Origin of the sequence: Streptomyces sp. NPDC048566 (assembly GCF_043199735.1) — a bacterium.
Classification (GTDB): Bacteria; Actinomycetota; Actinomycetes; order Streptomycetales; family Streptomycetaceae; genus Streptomyces.
Genome location: NZ_JBICWL010000008.1, coordinates 201170 through 216122, shown reverse-complemented (window position 1 = coordinate 216122; position 14953 = coordinate 201170). Strand labels below are relative to the sequence as shown.

The 14953-nt window shown below is 71.3% G+C and carries 16 protein-coding genes; 6 read left to right on the top strand and 10 right to left on the bottom strand.

Annotation, left to right across the window (positions count from 1 at the left end; all coding sequences use genetic code 11):
- Nucleotides 1-36 precede the first annotated feature (36 nt).
- Nucleotides 37-1467: a pyruvate kinase gene (gene pyk / locus ACGFS9_RS16295; RefSeq protein WP_393253753.1), complete on the top strand. Its 1431-nt coding sequence runs from the start codon at nt 37-39 to the stop codon at nt 1465-1467.
- A 97-nt stretch (nt 1468-1564) separates the two neighbouring features.
- Here pyk and ACGFS9_RS16290 read toward each other — a convergent pair whose 3' ends face one another.
- From ACGFS9_RS16290 to ACGFS9_RS16275, 4 genes are all read right to left on the bottom strand, one after another.
- On the bottom strand, nt 1565-2923 hold the full coding sequence (locus tag ACGFS9_RS16290) for a hypothetical protein (protein ID WP_393253751.1): 1359 nt from the start codon (nt 2921-2923) through the stop codon (nt 1565-1567).
- Complete coding sequence (locus tag ACGFS9_RS16285; RefSeq protein ID WP_393253750.1) at nt 2913-3491, bottom strand: DUF6114 domain-containing protein; 579 nt, start codon at nt 3489-3491, stop codon at nt 2913-2915. The genes ACGFS9_RS16290 and ACGFS9_RS16285 overlap by 11 nt, the downstream gene beginning before the upstream one ends.
- A gap of 116 nt (nt 3492-3607) precedes the next feature.
- The gene (locus ACGFS9_RS16280) at nt 3608-4240 is read right to left on the bottom strand and encodes a DUF6230 family protein (RefSeq protein ID WP_393253749.1); all 633 of its coding nucleotides are present in this window, start codon (nt 4238-4240) and stop codon (nt 3608-3610) included.
- A gap of 618 nt (nt 4241-4858) precedes the next feature.
- On the bottom strand, nt 4859-5836 hold the full coding sequence (locus ACGFS9_RS16275) for a tetratricopeptide repeat protein (RefSeq protein ID WP_393253748.1): 978 nt from the start codon (nt 5834-5836) through the stop codon (nt 4859-4861).
- 258 nt (nt 5837-6094) lie between these two features.
- Here ACGFS9_RS16275 and ACGFS9_RS16270 point away from each other — a divergent pair, with 258 nt between their 5' ends.
- A complete protein-coding gene (locus ACGFS9_RS16270) occupies nt 6095-6718 on the top strand; it encodes a TetR/AcrR family transcriptional regulator (RefSeq protein ID WP_393253746.1) in 624 nt (207 codons plus the stop codon).
- Between the two features lie 184 nt (nt 6719-6902).
- Here the strand turns inward: ACGFS9_RS16270 and ACGFS9_RS16265 are convergent, their stop codons facing one another.
- The 5 genes from ACGFS9_RS16265 to ACGFS9_RS16245 form a co-directional block, all read right to left on the bottom strand.
- Nucleotides 6903-8603 carry a methylmalonyl-CoA mutase gene (locus ACGFS9_RS16265; RefSeq protein WP_393253744.1) on the bottom strand — a complete coding sequence of 567 codons (1701 nt, stop codon included), beginning with the start codon at nt 8601-8603 and terminating at the stop codon, nt 6903-6905.
- Nucleotides 8604-8698: 95 nt separating this feature from the next.
- A complete protein-coding gene (locus ACGFS9_RS16260) occupies nt 8699-9037 on the bottom strand; it encodes a DUF3817 domain-containing protein (RefSeq protein WP_393253743.1) in 339 nt (112 codons plus the stop codon).
- Nucleotides 9038-9133: 96 nt separating this feature from the next.
- Nucleotides 9134-9643: a MarR family winged helix-turn-helix transcriptional regulator gene (locus ACGFS9_RS16255; RefSeq protein ID WP_393253742.1), complete on the bottom strand. Its 510-nt coding sequence runs from the start codon at nt 9641-9643 to the stop codon at nt 9134-9136.
- A 288-nt stretch (nt 9644-9931) separates the two neighbouring features.
- Entirely contained in the window at nt 9932-10225 is a 294-nt protein-coding gene (locus ACGFS9_RS16250; protein ID WP_393253740.1) for an MTH1187 family thiamine-binding protein, read from the bottom strand.
- On the bottom strand, nt 10222-10566 hold the full coding sequence (locus tag ACGFS9_RS16245; protein WP_393253739.1) for a DUF3817 domain-containing protein: 345 nt from the start codon (nt 10564-10566) through the stop codon (nt 10222-10224). Before ACGFS9_RS16245 ends, ACGFS9_RS16250 begins: the two co-directional genes overlap by 4 nt.
- 223 nt (nt 10567-10789) lie before the next feature.
- Between ACGFS9_RS16245 and ACGFS9_RS16240 the strand changes: the two genes are divergently transcribed.
- The 4 genes from ACGFS9_RS16240 (at nt 10790) to ACGFS9_RS16225 (ending at nt 13438) form a co-directional block, all read left to right on the top strand.
- Nucleotides 10790-11422 carry an AIM24 family protein gene (locus ACGFS9_RS16240; RefSeq protein WP_393253794.1) on the top strand — a complete coding sequence of 211 codons (633 nt, stop codon included), beginning with the start codon at nt 10790-10792 and terminating at the stop codon, nt 11420-11422.
- Complete coding sequence (locus ACGFS9_RS16235) at nt 11422-12072, top strand: AIM24 family protein (RefSeq protein ID WP_393253738.1); 651 nt, start codon at nt 11422-11424, stop codon at nt 12070-12072. The genes ACGFS9_RS16240 and ACGFS9_RS16235 overlap by 1 nt, the downstream gene beginning before the upstream one ends.
- Nucleotides 12069-12869: an AIM24 family protein gene (locus ACGFS9_RS16230; RefSeq protein WP_393253736.1), complete on the top strand. Its 801-nt coding sequence runs from the start codon at nt 12069-12071 to the stop codon at nt 12867-12869. The genes ACGFS9_RS16235 and ACGFS9_RS16230 overlap by 4 nt, the downstream gene beginning before the upstream one ends.
- A 92-nt stretch (nt 12870-12961) precedes the next feature.
- Complete coding sequence (locus ACGFS9_RS16225; protein WP_393253735.1) at nt 12962-13438, top strand: MarR family winged helix-turn-helix transcriptional regulator; 477 nt, start codon at nt 12962-12964, stop codon at nt 13436-13438.
- Nucleotides 13439-13540: 102 nt separating this feature from the next.
- On the opposite strand, the gene ACGFS9_RS16220 is transcribed toward ACGFS9_RS16225, so the two are convergent.
- On the bottom strand, nt 13541-14845 hold the full coding sequence (locus ACGFS9_RS16220; RefSeq protein ID WP_393253734.1) for an MFS transporter: 1305 nt from the start codon (nt 14843-14845) through the stop codon (nt 13541-13543).
- Between the last annotated feature and the right edge of the window lie 108 nt (nt 14846-14953).

Below are 14953 nucleotides of genomic sequence, written 5' to 3'. Positions count from 1 at the left end.
ATATTCCGCAGCGAAACAAACCGATAGGATCGCCCCATGCGCCGTTCGAAAATCGTCTGCACCCTCGGCCCCGCGGTCGACTCCCACGAGAAGCTGGTCGCGCTGATCCAGGCCGGCATGAACGTGGCCCGCTTCAACTTCAGCCACGGCAGCCACGCCGAGCACCAGGGCCGGTACGACCGGGTCCGGGCCGCCGCGGCCGAGACCGGCAGCGCCCTCGGCGTGCTCGCCGACCTCCAGGGCCCGAAGATCCGCCTGGAGACCTTCGCCGAAGGCCCCGTCGAGCTGGAGCGCGGCGACGAGTTCGTCATCACGACCGAGGACGTGCCCGGTGACCGGCACATCTGCGGCACGACCTACAAGGGCCTGCCCGGCGACGTCTCGCACGGCGACCAGATCCTCATCAACGACGGCAACGTCGAGCTGCGGGTCGTCGAGATCGACGGCCCCCGGGTCAAGACGGTCGTCATCGAGGGCGGTGTCATCTCCGACCACAAGGGCATCAACCTGCCCGGCGCGGCCGTCAACGTGCCCGCGCTGTCGGAGAAGGACATCGAGGACCTGCGCTTCGCCCTGCGGATGGGCTGCGACATGGTCGCCCTGTCCTTCGTGCGGGACGCGAACGACGTGAACGACGTGCACAAGGTGATGGACGAGGAGGGCCGCCGGGTCCCCGTCATCGCCAAGGTGGAGAAGCCGCAGGCCGTCGAGAACATGGCGGGCGTCGTCGCGGCGTTCGACGCCGTGATGGTGGCCCGCGGCGACCTGGCGGTCGAGTACCCGCTGGAGAAGGTCCCGATGGTGCAAAAGCGCCTGGTGGAGCTGTGCCGGCGCAACGCCAAGCCGGTGATCGTCGCGACCCAGATGATGGAGTCGATGATCACCAACTCCCGCCCCACGCGCGCCGAGGCCTCCGACGTGGCGAACGCGATCCTGGACGGCGCGGACGCGGTCATGCTGTCGGCGGAGTCCAGCGTGGGCGCGTACCCGGTCGAGACCGTGAAGACGATGTCGAAGATCGTCACCGCGGCCGAGCAGGAGCTGCTGTCCAAGGGGCTCCAGCCCCTGGTCCAGGGCAAGAAGCCGCGCACCCAGGGTGGTTCGGTCGCCCGTGCCGCCTGCGAGATCGCCGACTTCCTCGGCGGCAAGGGCCTGGTGGCGTTCACCAAGTCCGGTGACACCGCGCGCCGGCTCTCGCGCTACCGCGCCGAGCAGCCGATCCTGGCGTTCACCACCGACGAGGGCACCCGCAACCAGCTCACGCTGAGCTGGGGCGTCGAGTCGCACGTCGTGCCGTTCGTGAACAGCACCGACGAGATGGTCGAGCTGGTCGACCGCGAGCTGCAGAAGCTCAAGCGGTTCAACAGCGGCGACGTCGTCGTGATGACCGCCGGTTCGCCGCCCGGCGTCCCCGGCACCACCAACATGGTCCGGGTGCACCACCTGGGCGAGGTCGACCAGGCCTGATCCCGGCCCCGCAGCAAACGCCGAGGGCGCTCCCTGTCGGACAGGGGGCGCCCTCGGCGTTTGCTGCGGCTCCCGGAGGGATCGTGGGCGTCCGGCCTCAGCCGGTCGTGTACTGGTGCAGCCCGGGGATGGTGAGGGTCCCGCCGAACTGGCCCGCCTGGACGACCTTGACCTTGGTGAAGTAGATCAGCGGGATGTTCAGCGGCGGAGGGTTGTCCGGGTCGAACGTGACCGGGATGAGGCCCAGCAGGTTCCCGGAGATGCTCTCGGTGTACATGACCGTCTTACCGTCGCGGATGGTCGACGTCGAGCCCTTGGCCGCCTGCACGTGGTAGGTCTTGCCGGCCTGCTTGTCGTCCACCGTCTGGTGCAGGTCGCCGATGTCCGTGCCGTCGGATATGACGTACTTGAGGACCTTCTTGACGCTGCCGTCGGCGGTCTTCACCTTGACGATGCCCTGGTAGTCGGCGCCCTTGAGGAGCAGGGAGCTGGCGTTGAGGTACCAGGGGTCGTCCGGCAGGGTGACCGGGTTGTCGACGCCGCCCTCTTCGTCGGTGGCGGCCGGGCAGTTCTTCGGGTCCGTCGTGGCGCTCGCGGACGGGCTGGGGGTGGCCTCGGCGGCCTCGGCCGCCTTCTCCGCGGCGTCGGTGGTGACCTTCGCCGCCTTCGAGGCCGCGCCGGCGGTGTCCTCGACGGTGTCGGTCGTGTCCTTGACCGTGCCGGCGACCTTGTCGGTCGTGTCCTTGACGGTGCCGGCCGCGCTCTTGTCGCCGGAGGAGGCACTGCCGCCGGACCGGTCGGCGGACGCGCTCTCGGACGCCGAGGGGGAGGGCGTGGGGGTGGCGCTCTCCTTCTCGTCGGGCGTCAGGAGGTCGGCGAGGGCGTCGCCGATGCCCAGCGGGTCGAGCGGGTTCGTCGACTTGGACGCCGTGGGGGCCGGGTCGGCGTCGTCGGCCGATGCGTCCGGGGCGACGGCCGCGGGGGACGAAGCGGAGGGGGCGGGCTCGGCCTTGTCGTCGGAACCTGAATCCGGCGAAGAGGTCGTGCCCTTGTCCGCGGAGTCCTTCGCGCCCCCGGCGTCCTTCGCCTCCTTGGACGCGGAGGGTTCCGGAGTTGCCTCGGCGGGCGACTCGCTCGCGTCGGCCGAGGGGGTGGGCGAGGCGGACTCCGAGGCGTCCTTGCCGTCCGCGGCACCGGTGACGGCCTCGACGCACGCCTGGTACTCGTCGGCCGTGAGGCTCTTGGCCGTGGAGTGGTCGTCCGCCTGGGCGAGCGTCGGGGTGAGCCCCATGCCCATCAGGACCGCCGTCGGCATCGCCGCGATGGCTATCGCCTTGCCCGCGGGCACGTGGAACCTGGTGAACAGCGGCTTCCGCGGGGCCGCGTGGCGCGGTCCGGTTCTCACACGGGACCCGTCCACCACCTCGGTCCCGTGGGTCACCTTGTCAGCCGGCACTGTGCCTCCCGTTCGCCCCGTTGCTCGGGCTCGTTCCTGACAGATCGTTCGGGTCGTCCACGGCGTCCGCTTCCGGGGCGGTCCCCGCCGGTCCGGCCGGCGCCTCCACGGGCGCCTCGTCCTTGGCGAGCGGAACCGGCGCGGCGTGCTCCTCCACGGGTTCGCCCGGAACCCAGGAGACGGCCATGGCGCCGCCGATCATGGCGAACAGGAAGCCGACCAGGAAGCCGCCCAGGTTGGACACCGGGATGGACACGAGCGCGAGGAGGATCGCCGCGACCCCGGCGAACGTCCGCACGTGCTTCTGGAACCAGAGGCTGATGCCGAGCACCACCAGGAGCACGCCGATGATGAGGGATCCGGCGCCCGCGGTGGTGGACATCGCCAGCGTCAGGTGACCGAGCTGAAGCTTCGCGTAGGGGAAGTACGCGATGGGGAATCCGCCGAGCACGATGAACAGGCCGGCCCAGAAGGGGCGGTCGCCCCTCCACGCACGGAAGTTCCGCCGGAACACCTGGAGGTAGTGCTCGTCGTGCTGGCCGGGCGCGGCAGGAGTCTCGGCGCTCATGGATACAGCTCCCTGGAACGGCTTTGCTGTGAGAAGTACGCGATTGCGCTCCGCCTACGCGTGCGGAGCGGGGCGGGTGAAGGGGCGTCGGCCCCTCTCACCCGCCCCAGGGGTGCTTAGTAGCACTCCTTGACGCCCTTGGACACGGACATCTTCAGACCGCTGAGCTTGAACGTGCCGGCGGTGGTCGCCCACGCCGTCTGCTTCACGTCCGTCAGCGTCGCCGAGTCGGCCTGCTGGGCGAACCCGTACGGGTTGGACGCCTCGCCGCTCTTGAGACCCGGGCCCTTGCTGGCGTCCTTGGCGGCAACACCGATGTCGATGTTGCGGAACGTCGCGTTGGCCTGGAGGTCCTCGACGTCGATGTACAGGTTGTCGGCCTCGACCGGCGTACCGCCGCCGCCGGCCTTCAGCACGAGGCTGACGGAACCGAGCAGCGGGATGTCCGGGGTCACCACGGACTGGCACATGTTGGAGATCTTGGCGTTCTTGAACGCCGAGACCGCGACGGGGTGAGCCGTCTTGTTGCCGTCGAGGGTGTAACCCGAGTCGATGGCTCCGTACTGCGCGAAGCCCGTACCGTCGAGCCGGTCGGCCGTCACCTTGAACGACTGGCCGGAGACGCTGAACGATGCGGCCAGAGCGCCCTGCGCGAGGGCGACACCTATCGCTGCCGTGGCGGCCACCGAGGGCACCATCACGACCGCGAACCGCTTCCATCTGGTCCCGCCACGCACCTGGGACTCCATATTTCCTCCTTCTCGGACGTACATCTCCTGGCCCTGACTGCCCCTTTCGGCGGCTCAGCCGGGCAGGGATGGGAGAAGTGCTACGTCCTCGGGAAGGAGAGCGCCCGTTTCCGGCAGTGCGACTGCACCCGAATCACCGGCGATCACCCCCGAGCGACAACCACTGGTCGCGCCTGACACACATCACGCACAACCTGCCGGACAGGCTCCGCCGGACGGCGGAGACCCCCCTGTCCAAGAGCCGGCAGCACCGCCTCCGGCTCTACTCGGTGGGGACCCAGAAAATCCGCTGCCCCGACTGGCGGGCGGGGTACGGGAATGGACCGAGCGTCGCCGATCGTGGTCCATTCTCGCCGCCCGCACAAGGGGGTTCGTTACTCGCTAGTAACGGCGGGATAACCGAACCACGACCGGTCGGCGCCGGACGGCGACGCAGGGTGCCGTCGAGGGGGGTGACAGAGTGGTTGATTGGCGGACGGAACCAGACAGTTCAACGCCCTGGACTTACTCGGAGTAACAGCGGCCGCGTTTGCCAAGTTTTGGCAAAGCGCGGCCACTCACCCCTCCGTCGACCAATGATTCACGCGGGCATCACAAGCCCTGGCGTTTAGGGACTGGTCAGAACAGCGCCCTCGCGAGCGACCTGCGCGCCGCGGTCACCCGCGGGTCGTCGCCGCCGACGACCTCGAAGAGTTCGAGCAGCCGCAGCCGCACGGTGTCCCGGTCGTCGCCCGCGGTGCGGCGCACGGTGTCGATGAGCCGCCCGAAGGCGTCCTCCACGTGACCGCCGACCAGGTCCAGGTCGGCACCCGCGATCTGCGCGGCGACGTCGCCGGGCTTCTCGGCGGCGTCCCGGCGCACCTGCTGCGGATCGAGCCCCTGCACGCGCTGGAGCAACTCGGCCTGGGCGAGCCCGAGTTTGGCCTCGGTGTTGCCCGGGTCGTCGCTCAGCACGTTCCGGTACGCCTGTACCGCGCCGCCGAAGTCGCCCGCGTCGAGCGCCTGCACGGCGGCCTCCAGCAAGGCGTCGTAGGGCCCGGCCGGCACCTGGGGGGCCTCGCCCGCCTCGTCCGGCGCGGCGTCGCCGTCGACCGTCAGACCGGTCAGGCCGAAGCGCTCCTCCGCGACCTGGACGAGCTGGTCCAGGGTCCCGCGGATCTGCGCCTCCGAGGCGGCGCCCTGGAAGAGCGGCAGCGCCTGGCCGGCGACCACCGCGAAGACGGCGGGGATTCCCTGGACCCCGAACTGCTGCATCAGCATCTGATTGGCGTCGACGTCGATCTTGGCGAGCAGGAACCGGCCGTTGTACTCGACGGCCAGCCGCTCCAGGACCGGGCTGAGCTGCTTGCAGGGCTCACACCACTCGGCCCAGAAGTCGATGACGACGGGCACCTCGGTGGAGCGCTGGAGGACCTCGCGCTCGAATCCCGCCTCGTCGACGTCGATGACGAGGCTTGCGGGTGTCACGGCCCCGCCTCCGTCGCCCTGACGGGCCGCGTCGGCGCGCGCCTGCTCCGCCTTCGCCTTGGCCTCCTGGGCCGCCTTCACCGCGGCGAGGTCGACGACTCCGCTCATGGACATGTTCCGTGGCTGCATGAGTACATCCTCCCCCTTCCTCGCGCACGGGTGAAAAGCCGTGGAAAAAGCGTGCCGGAAACCGGTCCCCCTCCGGCGTGGTCGGCGCCCGGTCCCCACCAGGCGCCCGGTGCGGTTGTCGCCGCGTTCGAGCTTTCGCTACGGGTCGTAGCGTAACTGCCCGCGGGCACCGCTGTCCGCCGTCCGCCGGTGATCTCCCTCACGACGTCACAGAACCGCCGGATATCGCCGCCGAGGCGGCCGGATATGGTCACCGGCATGCACTGTCGCTCCTCGGCCGGCCGGACCGGCCGCCCCCGCAGCGCCGCCGCGGACGCCGCGATCCTGGAGGCGACCCGTGCGGCCCTGGTCGAACTGGGCTGGTCGAAACTGACGTTGGGGGACGTGGCGACCCGCGCCGGTGTGGCCAAGACGACCCTCTACCGCCGCTGGGCGGGCAAGAACGAACTGGTCGTCGACGCGGTGGCCGTCCTCTTCGACGAGCTGGAGCTGCCCGACCGGGGCAGTCTGGCCGCCGACATCGAGGGCGTGGTGCTGCAGTTCGCGGCGATCCTGGACCGCCCGGAGGCGAAGACGGCGCTGATGGCGGTGGTGGCGGAGTCCACCCGCGACGAACCGCTGCGCGAGCGCATCAGGACCTCGATCGTGGACCGGCAGAAGCGCCTGGTCATGGAGGGCCGGGCCCGCGCACAGGCCCGTGGTGAGCTGCCCGCCGAGAGCGACCCGGCCGCCGCGGCCCGTACCGCCGACCTGATCTTCGACGTGGTCGCCGGCGCGGTCGTGCACCGCACCCTGGTCAGCGCGGAGCCCGCCGACGAGGAGTGGGTGCGCACCTTCACCCGCGTCCTGCTGCTCGGGCTGAGCGGAATCACCGACGACTGAGCACACCGGCCGCCGCGTGCCCGTCCGGGGACGCGCGGACGCGCGGGCCCGGGCCGGGGAGGCCGGGAGGTCCGGGCGGGGGAGGCCGGGAGGTCCACGCCGGGGCGTCCGGGCCGCGGTCTCGGCCCGGACGCGCCGGACGTCGCAGGACCCCGGGGCCTCGGCGCCCGGGGTCCGGCGCGGGTCAGAAGCCCGCGGGCTCCGTGTAGACCCCCCACTCGTCGCGCAGGACGCCGCAGATCTCGCCCAGGGTGGCCTCGGCGCGGACCGCGTCCAGCATGGGGGCGATCATGTTGGAGCCGTCGCGGGCGGCGGCGAGCATGGCGTCCAGCGCCCCGCGCACCGCGGCCTCGTCCCGCCCTTCCTTGCGGGCGCCCAGCTCGCGCACCTGCTCGCGCTCCACCTCGTGGCTGACCCGGAGGATCTCCAGGTCGCCGGTCACGGAGCCGTGGTGCACGTTCACGCCGACGACGCGCTTGTCGCCCTTCTCGACGGACCGCTGGTACTGGAACGCCGACTCGGCGATCTCGCCGGTGAACCAGCCGTCCTCGATGCCGCGCAGGATGCCCGAGGTGATCGGCCCGATGGGGTGGCGCCCGTCGGGGTGCGCCCGCAGCCCGCGCTCCCTGATCTGCTCGAAGATCTTCTCCGCGTCGGCCTCGATGCGGTCGGTGAGCTGCTCCACGTACCAGGAACCGCCCAGCGGGTCGGCGACGTTGGCGACGCCGGTCTCCTCCATGAGCACCTGCTGCGTGCGCAGCGCGATCTCCGCGGCCTGCTCCGAGGGCAGGGCCAGCGTCTCGTCGAGCGCGTTGGTGTGCAGCGAGTTGGTCCCGCCGAGCACCGCGGCGAGCGCCTCCACGGCGGTGCGCACCACGTTGTTGTAGGGCTGCTGCGCGGTCAGGGACACACCGGCGGTCTGCGTGTGGAAGCGCAGCCACTGCGCCTTCTCGGACCGCGCGCCGTACACGTCGCGCATCCAGCGGGCCCAGATCCGGCGGGCCGCGCGGAACTTGGCGATCTCCTCGAAGAAGTCGACGTGGGCGTCGAAGAAGAAGGAGAGCCCGGGGGCGAAGACGTCCACGTCGAGCCCGCGGGAGAGTCCCAGCTCCACGTACCCGAAGCCGTCGGCGAGCGTGTAGGCGAGCTCCTGCGCGGCCGTCGCGCCCGCCTCCCGGATGTGGTACCCGGACACCGACAGCGGCTTGTAGGCGGGGATCTTCTCGGCGCAGTGCTCCATGAGGTCGCCGATGAGGCGCAGGTGCGGCTCGGGCTGGAAGAGCCACTCCTTCTGGGCGATGTACTCCTTGAAGATGTCCGTCTGGAGGGTGCCGTTGAGCACGGCGGGGTCGATGCCCTGGCGCTCGGCGGCGACCAGGTACATGCAGAAGACCGGCACGGCGGGCCCGCTGATCGTCATCGACGTCGTGACGTCGCCGAGCGGGATGTCCCCGAAGAGGACCTCCATGTCGGCGGCCGAGTCGATGGCGACACCGCAGTGCCCGACCTCGCCGAGCGAGCGGGGGTCGTCGGAGTCGCGGCCCATCAGGGTCGGCATGTCGAACGCCACGGACAGTCCTCCGCCGCCGTTGGCGAGGATCATCTTGTAGCGCTCGTTGGTCTGGAGGGCGTTGCCGAATCCGGCGAACTGCCGGATGGTCCAGGTCCGGCCGCGGTATCCGGTGGCGTACAGCCCGCGCGTGTAGGGGTACTCCCCGGGCCAGCCGATCCGCTCGAAGCCCTCGTAAGTGTCCCCGGGCCGCGGGCCGTACACCGGCTCCACGGGATCGCCGGAGAGCGTGGTGAAGTCGGCCTCGCGCTTGCGGGAGGCGTCGTAACGGGCCTGCCAGCGTCGGCGGCCTTCCTCGATGGCGTCAGCGTCCATACCCCTGAATTTACTAGGACGTCCTAGTAAATGTCGATGGCAAACCGCCGCACGATCCCGTACGGCGGTGCGGACCGGGCGCCGAGGGGCGCCCGTCAGGCCTCGGCGACGGCGGGCGAGCCCTCCGCGACCCGGGGCTCCAGCTCGCGGCTGATCCGGCGCTCCACGAAGAACGCGGCCGTGGGGATCGTGCCCGCCAGGAGCACCCAGAGCTGCTTGCCCACCGGCCACTTCGCCTTGGACCCGAGGTCGAACGCGAAGACCAGGTAGACGACGTACAGCCAGCCGTGCGCGATCGCGACGACGCGGGTGAAGTCGGCGGCGCCGTCGACGCCCAGGCCGTACTTGGCGATCATGCCGAGGCACAGCAGAACCAGCAGCACACCGGTGACGTAGGCCATGACGCGGTAGCGCGTCAGCACGCTCTTCTTCATGGCTACGAGGGTAACCACCGCGGGGGCGCGATCTTCGCGCACCCCCGCACATCGCCCACGGCCGCCCGCCCGCGGAGGCGCGCCGGCGGGATGCGGCTACTCGTCCTCGAAGTCGTGCGCCGCCACCCGCAGCGGCCGGAGCATCGCGAAGATCTCCGCGCACTCCTCGGCGTCGTAGGCCCCCAGCCCGAAGTCCATGCCCATCAGGTCGCGGGTCGCCGCGTCGCACACCTCGCGGCCCTTGTCCGTGATCGAGGCGAGCGTGCCGCGCCCGTCGTTGGGGTTGGGCCGCTTGTCCACCAGACCGGACCGCACCAGGCGGTCCACCGTGTTGGTGACCGACGTCGGGTGCACCATCAGCCGCTCGCCGATCTTCGACATCGGCAGCTCGCCCGCCTTGGAGAACGTGAGCAGCACCAGCGCCTCGTACCGCGCGAACGTCAGCCCGTACGGCTTGACCACGGCGTCCACCTCGGCCAGCAGGATCTGGTGCGCGCGCATGATCGAGGTGATCGCGGCCATGGACGGCACGGACCCCCAGCGCTGCTGCCAGTGCTCGTCGGCACGGGCGATGGGATCGAAAGCGAGACTGAGCGGCTTCGGCACGGCAAAGACCTTACCGGCCGGTCACATCGTGGTCAGCCCTGTCTCGCCTTTCGGTCCGCCCTCCCGCGACGGGCGGACCGGACACCCCGTCCGCCGCCCCGCCGCACCGCCCCGCGCCCCGTTCCCGGACCCCGCCCCGGCCGCCTCCGGACCTCGCCCCGAGGGGCGTCACCCCCCTCGGGCGGACCGCCGGACGGCCACCGCGAGAAGGCGCCGGACCGCGCGCGGGTACGCGGGAACCCCGGCTCGCGGGCCGGGGTCGTCGCCGCGCCGCAGGGCGCGGTCCTCTCAGGCGGAGAGGTGCCGTTCGACGGTGTCCACCTTGGAGGTGAGGCCGTCGGTGACACCGGGACGGATGTCGGCCTTGAGGACGAGGGAGACGCGCGGCGCGCGCTCCTCCACCGCGGCGACGGCGCGCCGCACGACGTCCATGACCTCGTCCCACTCCCCCTCGACGGAGGTGAACATCGCGTCCGTGCGGTGCGGGAGGCCGGACGCGCGGACGACGCGGACGGCGTCGGCGACGTACCCCCCGACGTCCTCGCCGACCCCGAGCGGGGTCACGGAGAAGGCGACGATCATGCGTTGACGATCCCTTCCTGGCGGGCCCGGGAGGCGATGACGGCGTTCTCGGCCTCGCGCTTGAGCTTGCGCTCGGCGAAGAAGCCGCCGGTGGGCAGCACGGAGAGCACGAAGTAGAGGATGCCGGTGCCGGCGCTCCAGCGGGCCCGGTTCCAGGCGTCGGCCCAGAAGAGCACGTAGAGGACGAAGAGGAGGCCGTGGATCGCGCCCATGACGGGCACGGCGTTGAAGTCCGTGGTCCGCTTCAGCACCGAGCAGACGAGCAGCAGCAGGAAGGACACGGCCTCGGGGGCCGATACCAGGCGGAGCCGGCGCAGTGCGCCGGCGGTCTTCAGGTCCACGGATCACCTTCGGTGGGAGTGTGCCGGCAGGGGACGCCGCCTTGTGAACGCAAGCACAAGCGTCCGGACCATTGTGGCATCCGGTGCCGGCGGGCCGGGCCGAGGGTCCGGGTGGGGCGTCCGGCGCCGTTCCCGGCGGCTTGCTCGGGGTCGGTTCGGGGTCGGGATCCTCCCGGAGGACCTGTCCGCGACCGCACGCCGGGGCTACCGTCGGCTCGTGGCGATGTTTCGACTTCAGGGCAGCAAGGTGCTGGCCGTCGACATGACCGGGGACGCCGTGAAGGCGAAGAACGGCTCGATGGTCGCGTACGACGGGCAGATGACCTTCAAGAAGCTGAGCGGGGGCGGTGAGGGGGTCCGGGGGATGGTCACCCGGCGCCTGACCGGTGAGCAGATGACGGTGATGGAGGTGAAGGGGCACGGGACGTGCTGGTTCGCGGACCGGGCCTCGGAGATCAACCTGGTGGGGCTCCGGGGCGACAAGCTCTACGTGGAGTCGAGCAATCTGCTGGTGACGGACGCCGGACTGCGGACCGGGACGACGTTCACCGGGCTGCGGGGCGCCTCGCAGGGCAACGGGCTGTTCACCACGACGGTCGAGGGGCACGGCCAGGCGGCCATCATGTCGGACGGTCCCGCCGTGGTACTGCGGGTGAGCGCCCAGTACCCGCTGACGGTCGATCCGGGGGCCTACATCGCCCATCAGGGGAACGTGCGGCAGTCCCTCCAGTCGGGTGTGACGTTCCGCACGCTGCTCGGCGAGGGCGGCGGAGAGGCGTTCCAGATGCGGTTCGAGGGCGACGGGCTGGTCTACGTCCAGCCCAGCGAGCGGAACACGATCGCGGGGGATGTGTGATGACGTTCCGCGAGGTGAACTCGAAGATGGTCGAGGCCACCGTGGTACCGGGCCGGCGGCTGTTCAGCCAGCGGGGGGCGATGCTGGCGTACAAGGGCGAGGTGTCCTTCACCCCCAGCGTCCAGGGCGGCCAGGGCGGTGTGATGTCGATGATCGGCCGGCGGCTGGCCAACGAGGCCACCCCGCTGATGACGGTCGAGGGGTCGGGGACCGTGCTCTTCGGGCACGGCGGGCACCACGTGCAGGTGATCGGCCTGTCCGGGGACACCCTGTACGTGGAGGCGGACCGGCTGCTGGCGTTCGACGGCACGCTGGAGCAGGGGACCATGTTCCTCGGCTCGCAGGGCGGCGTGATGGGCATGGTCCGGGGCCAGGTGACGGGTCAGGGGCTGTTCACGACGACGCTGAGGGGACACGGCTCGGTGGCGGTGATGGCGCACGGCGGGGTCTTCGAGGTGCCGATCACCCCGCAGCGCCCGGTCCACGTCGATCCGCAGGCGTACGTGGCGCACCACGGCGACGTGCGCAACAAGCTGTCGACGGCGCTGGGCTGGCGGGAGATGGTCGGGCGCGGTTCGGGCGAGGCGTTCCAGCTCGAACTGAGCGGCAGCGGTTCGGTGTTCGTGCAGGCGTCGGAGGAGAAACTGTGAGCGGGTACGGCACTCCGGGCGGTCCGGTGATCCACGATCCGATGTCGCTGCCGGTCGACGACAACGTGAACAGCTACACCTTCTGCGTGGAACTCAAGGGGAGCCGGTGGTTCCTGCAGAAGGGCAAGATGATCGCCTACTACGGGGCGATGGAGTTCAACGGCATCGGGCACGGCCGGCTGGACCGTCTGGTGCGCACCTCGTTCCATTCGCCACTGCACGCGAGCGACTGGGTGGTGGCGGAGGGTTCGGGCAAGATGCTGCTCGCCGACCGGGCCTTCGACGTGAATTCGTACGACCTCGACGACGGCAACCTGACCATTCGCTCCGGCAACTTGCTCGCTTTTCAGCCAAGTCTCGCGCTGAAGCAATCGATCGTGCCCGGCTTCCTGACACTGATCGGCACGGGCACGTTCGTGGCCGCCTCCAACGGCCCGGTGGTGTTCATGGAACCGCCGATCCGGGTGGACCCGCAGGCCCTGGTCGGATGGGCCGACTGCCCCTCCCCGTGCCACCACTACGACCACGGGTACATGACGGGCGTGATGGGCGGTCTACGTGCGATGACAGGGCTCGGCGGGGCCTCCGGCGAGGAGCACCAGTTCGAGTTCGTGGGGGCCGGCACGGTGCTGCTCCAGTCGACCGAGACACTGATGGCGGAGCAGGCGACGGGAGCGGTCCCGCAGCAGGCCGGAGTACCCGGTTCCGGTGGGGTGGCGGGGCAGCACGGGCAGCAGTCCGGGGCACCGCGCCTTCCCGGACAGCTGGGAGACCTCCAGCGTCGCTTCGGGCTGTGAGCGGTAGTCTGCGGAGTGTGACATCGAACGCGTGCGCACCGTCACATCACCCTCACTAGTTCGCCTTTCAACATTTTAGGTAGACTTCATTCATGGAGACCGAGACGGCCACGCGCTGGCTGACCGATGCGGAGCAGTGCGCCTGGCGCACCCACCTGGAGGTCAACAGGCTGTTGACGTATCAGCTCGAAAGAGATCTTCAGCCGTTCGGGCTGACGATGAACGACTACGAGATCCTCGTGAACCTCTCGGAGTCGGAGGGCGACCGCATGCGGATGAGCGACCTGGCGTCCGCCACCCTCCAGTCCAAGAGCCGCCTCTCGCACCAGATCACCCGCATGGAGGGCGCCGACCTGGTCCGCCGCGAGAACTGCGAGTCCGACCGGCGGGGGCTGTACGCGGTCCTCACCGAACACGGCCTGGAGACCATGAAGAAGGTCTCGCCGCATCACGTGGCCTCGGTGCGCAGGCACTTCATCGATCTGCTGTCCCCCGACTCGCTGGAGGACCTGCACAAGTCCCTGCGGCCCATCGCCGAGCACCTGCGCGGCCAGCGCGGCAAGCCCTAGCGGCGGCCGCCGCCGGTCACACCGGGTCCGCAGTGCCCGGCCGGGCGCCTGCGACGCCGCCGCGCGTCGCACGCGCCCGGGCCGGCCGCCGGTACCGGCCCCTCAGACCCGCCCGGGCTCGACCTCCGCGTCCGGCGCACCCCACCCCGGCTCGGCGTCCTCGGCGTCCGGCGCACTCCGCTCGGCCGGGCAGGCCGTGGCCGCGCCGCGTGACGCGGACGCCCCGGGCAGCGCGACCAGGGCCGCCGTCAGCGAGACCGCCGCCGAGACCGCGAAGCACCAGCCCACCGGCAGCCGCCCCACCAGCAGGCCGACGCCGGCCGCGCCGCCCGAACCACCGGCGTTCACCGCCGTGTTGACCCAGGCCCCGGCCTGGGTGCGCAGACCCGGCGGGACCGCGGCGTCCGCGACCAGGTAGGACGTCGTCAGCGCCGGGGCGACGAAGAAGCCCGCACAGGCGACGGCCGCGGTCAGCGTGCCGAGGCCGGGGGCGAAGGCGGCGGCCAGCAGGGCGAGACCCACACCACCGGCCGTCAGGGGCAGTCGCGCGCCCAGCGGCGGGCGCCGGTCGAGAGCGCCGTTGAGCAGGCCGCCGAGCGCGCTGCCCAGCGACAGCGCGGCGAGCACCCAGGCCGCGGTGTCCGCGCGCTGGTGATGCCGTTCGGCGAAGGCCACGATCAGCAGGTCGACGGCGCCGAGCGACAGTCCGACGCCGAGCGCGACCGCGACGGGCCGCACGAGGGCCCGTCCACCCTGCCGGAGGCGACCGGGGCGGGCCGTCCCGGCACCGGCCGGGCGCAGCCCCGCCACGGCCGGGGACAGCACGAACGCCAGGGTCCCGGACCAGACCAGCAGGGCGCTCAGCAGGACCGCCGCGGCGGGCGGCGCCTCGCGCACGAGGGCGCCGACGAGCAGCGGCCCGGAGACGAAGAGGACCTCCTCCAGGACACCGTCGAGGCTGTACGCACGCCGCAGCAGTTCCTCGTCGGGGGCGAGCCTGCTCCACACGGCACGCATCGTGGGGCCGAGCGGCGGGGTGCACGCGCCCGCGGCGACGGCCGACGCCCCGATGGCGACCGCCGGTGCGCCGGGCCGCCAGGCCACCACCGCGAGGAGCACCAGCAGACCCGCGTAGAGCGTGGCCATGGGCAGCAGGGCGCGGCGGGGTCCGTACCGGTCGATCAGGGCGGCACGGGACGGCGAGAGGAACACGCTCGCGGCGCCGAACAGCGCCATGACCGTGCCGGCCGCGGCGAGCGAGCCGGTGGCGCGGGTGGTGGTGAGCATGATGGCCAGCGAGACCAGGCCGTAGGAGAGACGGCCGGTCAGGGCGGCGGCGACGGTGCGGCGGGCGTGGGGAACGCGGAAGAGCGCGGCGTACGAAGGCCGCGGGGACATCCCGGACATGGACGAGTTCCTCGCTGCGAGGCGGAAAAGGGGACGCCGAACGCCGCGACGCCCGGGCCGCGGTCCTGCCGGGGCCGTGGGTGCGTCGCGGACCTGGGCGGCCCTTAC

What these genes read in the sequence shown, in the direction of transcription:
- ACGFS9_RS16220 (WP_393253734.1), bottom strand. Translation starts at nt 14,845, where the DNA reads ATGTCCGGGATGTCCCCGCGGCCTTCGTACGCCGCGCTCTTCCGCGTT.
- ACGFS9_RS16250 (WP_393253740.1), bottom strand. Translation starts at nt 10,225, where the DNA reads ATGATCGTCGCCTTCTCCGTGACCCCGCTCGGGGTCGGCGAGGACGTC.
- ACGFS9_RS16275 (WP_393253748.1), bottom strand. Translation starts at nt 5,836, where the DNA reads ATGCAGCCACGGAACATGTCCATGAGCGGAGTCGTCGACCTCGCCGCG.
- ACGFS9_RS16285 (WP_393253750.1), bottom strand. Translation starts at nt 3,491, where the DNA reads ATGAGCGCCGAGACTCCTGCCGCGCCCGGCCAGCACGACGAGCACTAC.
- ACGFS9_RS16260 (WP_393253743.1), bottom strand. Translation starts at nt 9,037, where the DNA reads ATGAAGAAGAGCGTGCTGACGCGCTACCGCGTCATGGCCTACGTCACC.
- ACGFS9_RS16265 (WP_393253744.1), bottom strand. Translation starts at nt 8,603, where the DNA reads ATGGACGCTGACGCCATCGAGGAAGGCCGCCGACGCTGGCAGGCCCGT.
- ACGFS9_RS16280 (WP_393253749.1), bottom strand. Translation starts at nt 4,240, where the DNA reads ATGGAGTCCCAGGTGCGTGGCGGGACCAGATGGAAGCGGTTCGCGGTC.
- pyk (WP_393253753.1), top strand. Translation starts at nt 37, where the DNA reads ATGCGCCGTTCGAAAATCGTCTGCACCCTCGGCCCCGCGGTCGACTCC.
- ACGFS9_RS16235 (WP_393253738.1), top strand. Translation starts at nt 11,422, where the DNA reads ATGACGTTCCGCGAGGTGAACTCGAAGATGGTCGAGGCCACCGTGGTA.
- ACGFS9_RS16225 (WP_393253735.1), top strand. Translation starts at nt 12,962, where the DNA reads ATGGAGACCGAGACGGCCACGCGCTGGCTGACCGATGCGGAGCAGTGC.
- ACGFS9_RS16270 (WP_393253746.1), top strand. Translation starts at nt 6,095, where the DNA reads ATGCACTGTCGCTCCTCGGCCGGCCGGACCGGCCGCCCCCGCAGCGCC.
- ACGFS9_RS16240 (WP_393253794.1), top strand. Translation starts at nt 10,790, where the DNA reads ATGTTTCGACTTCAGGGCAGCAAGGTGCTGGCCGTCGACATGACCGGG.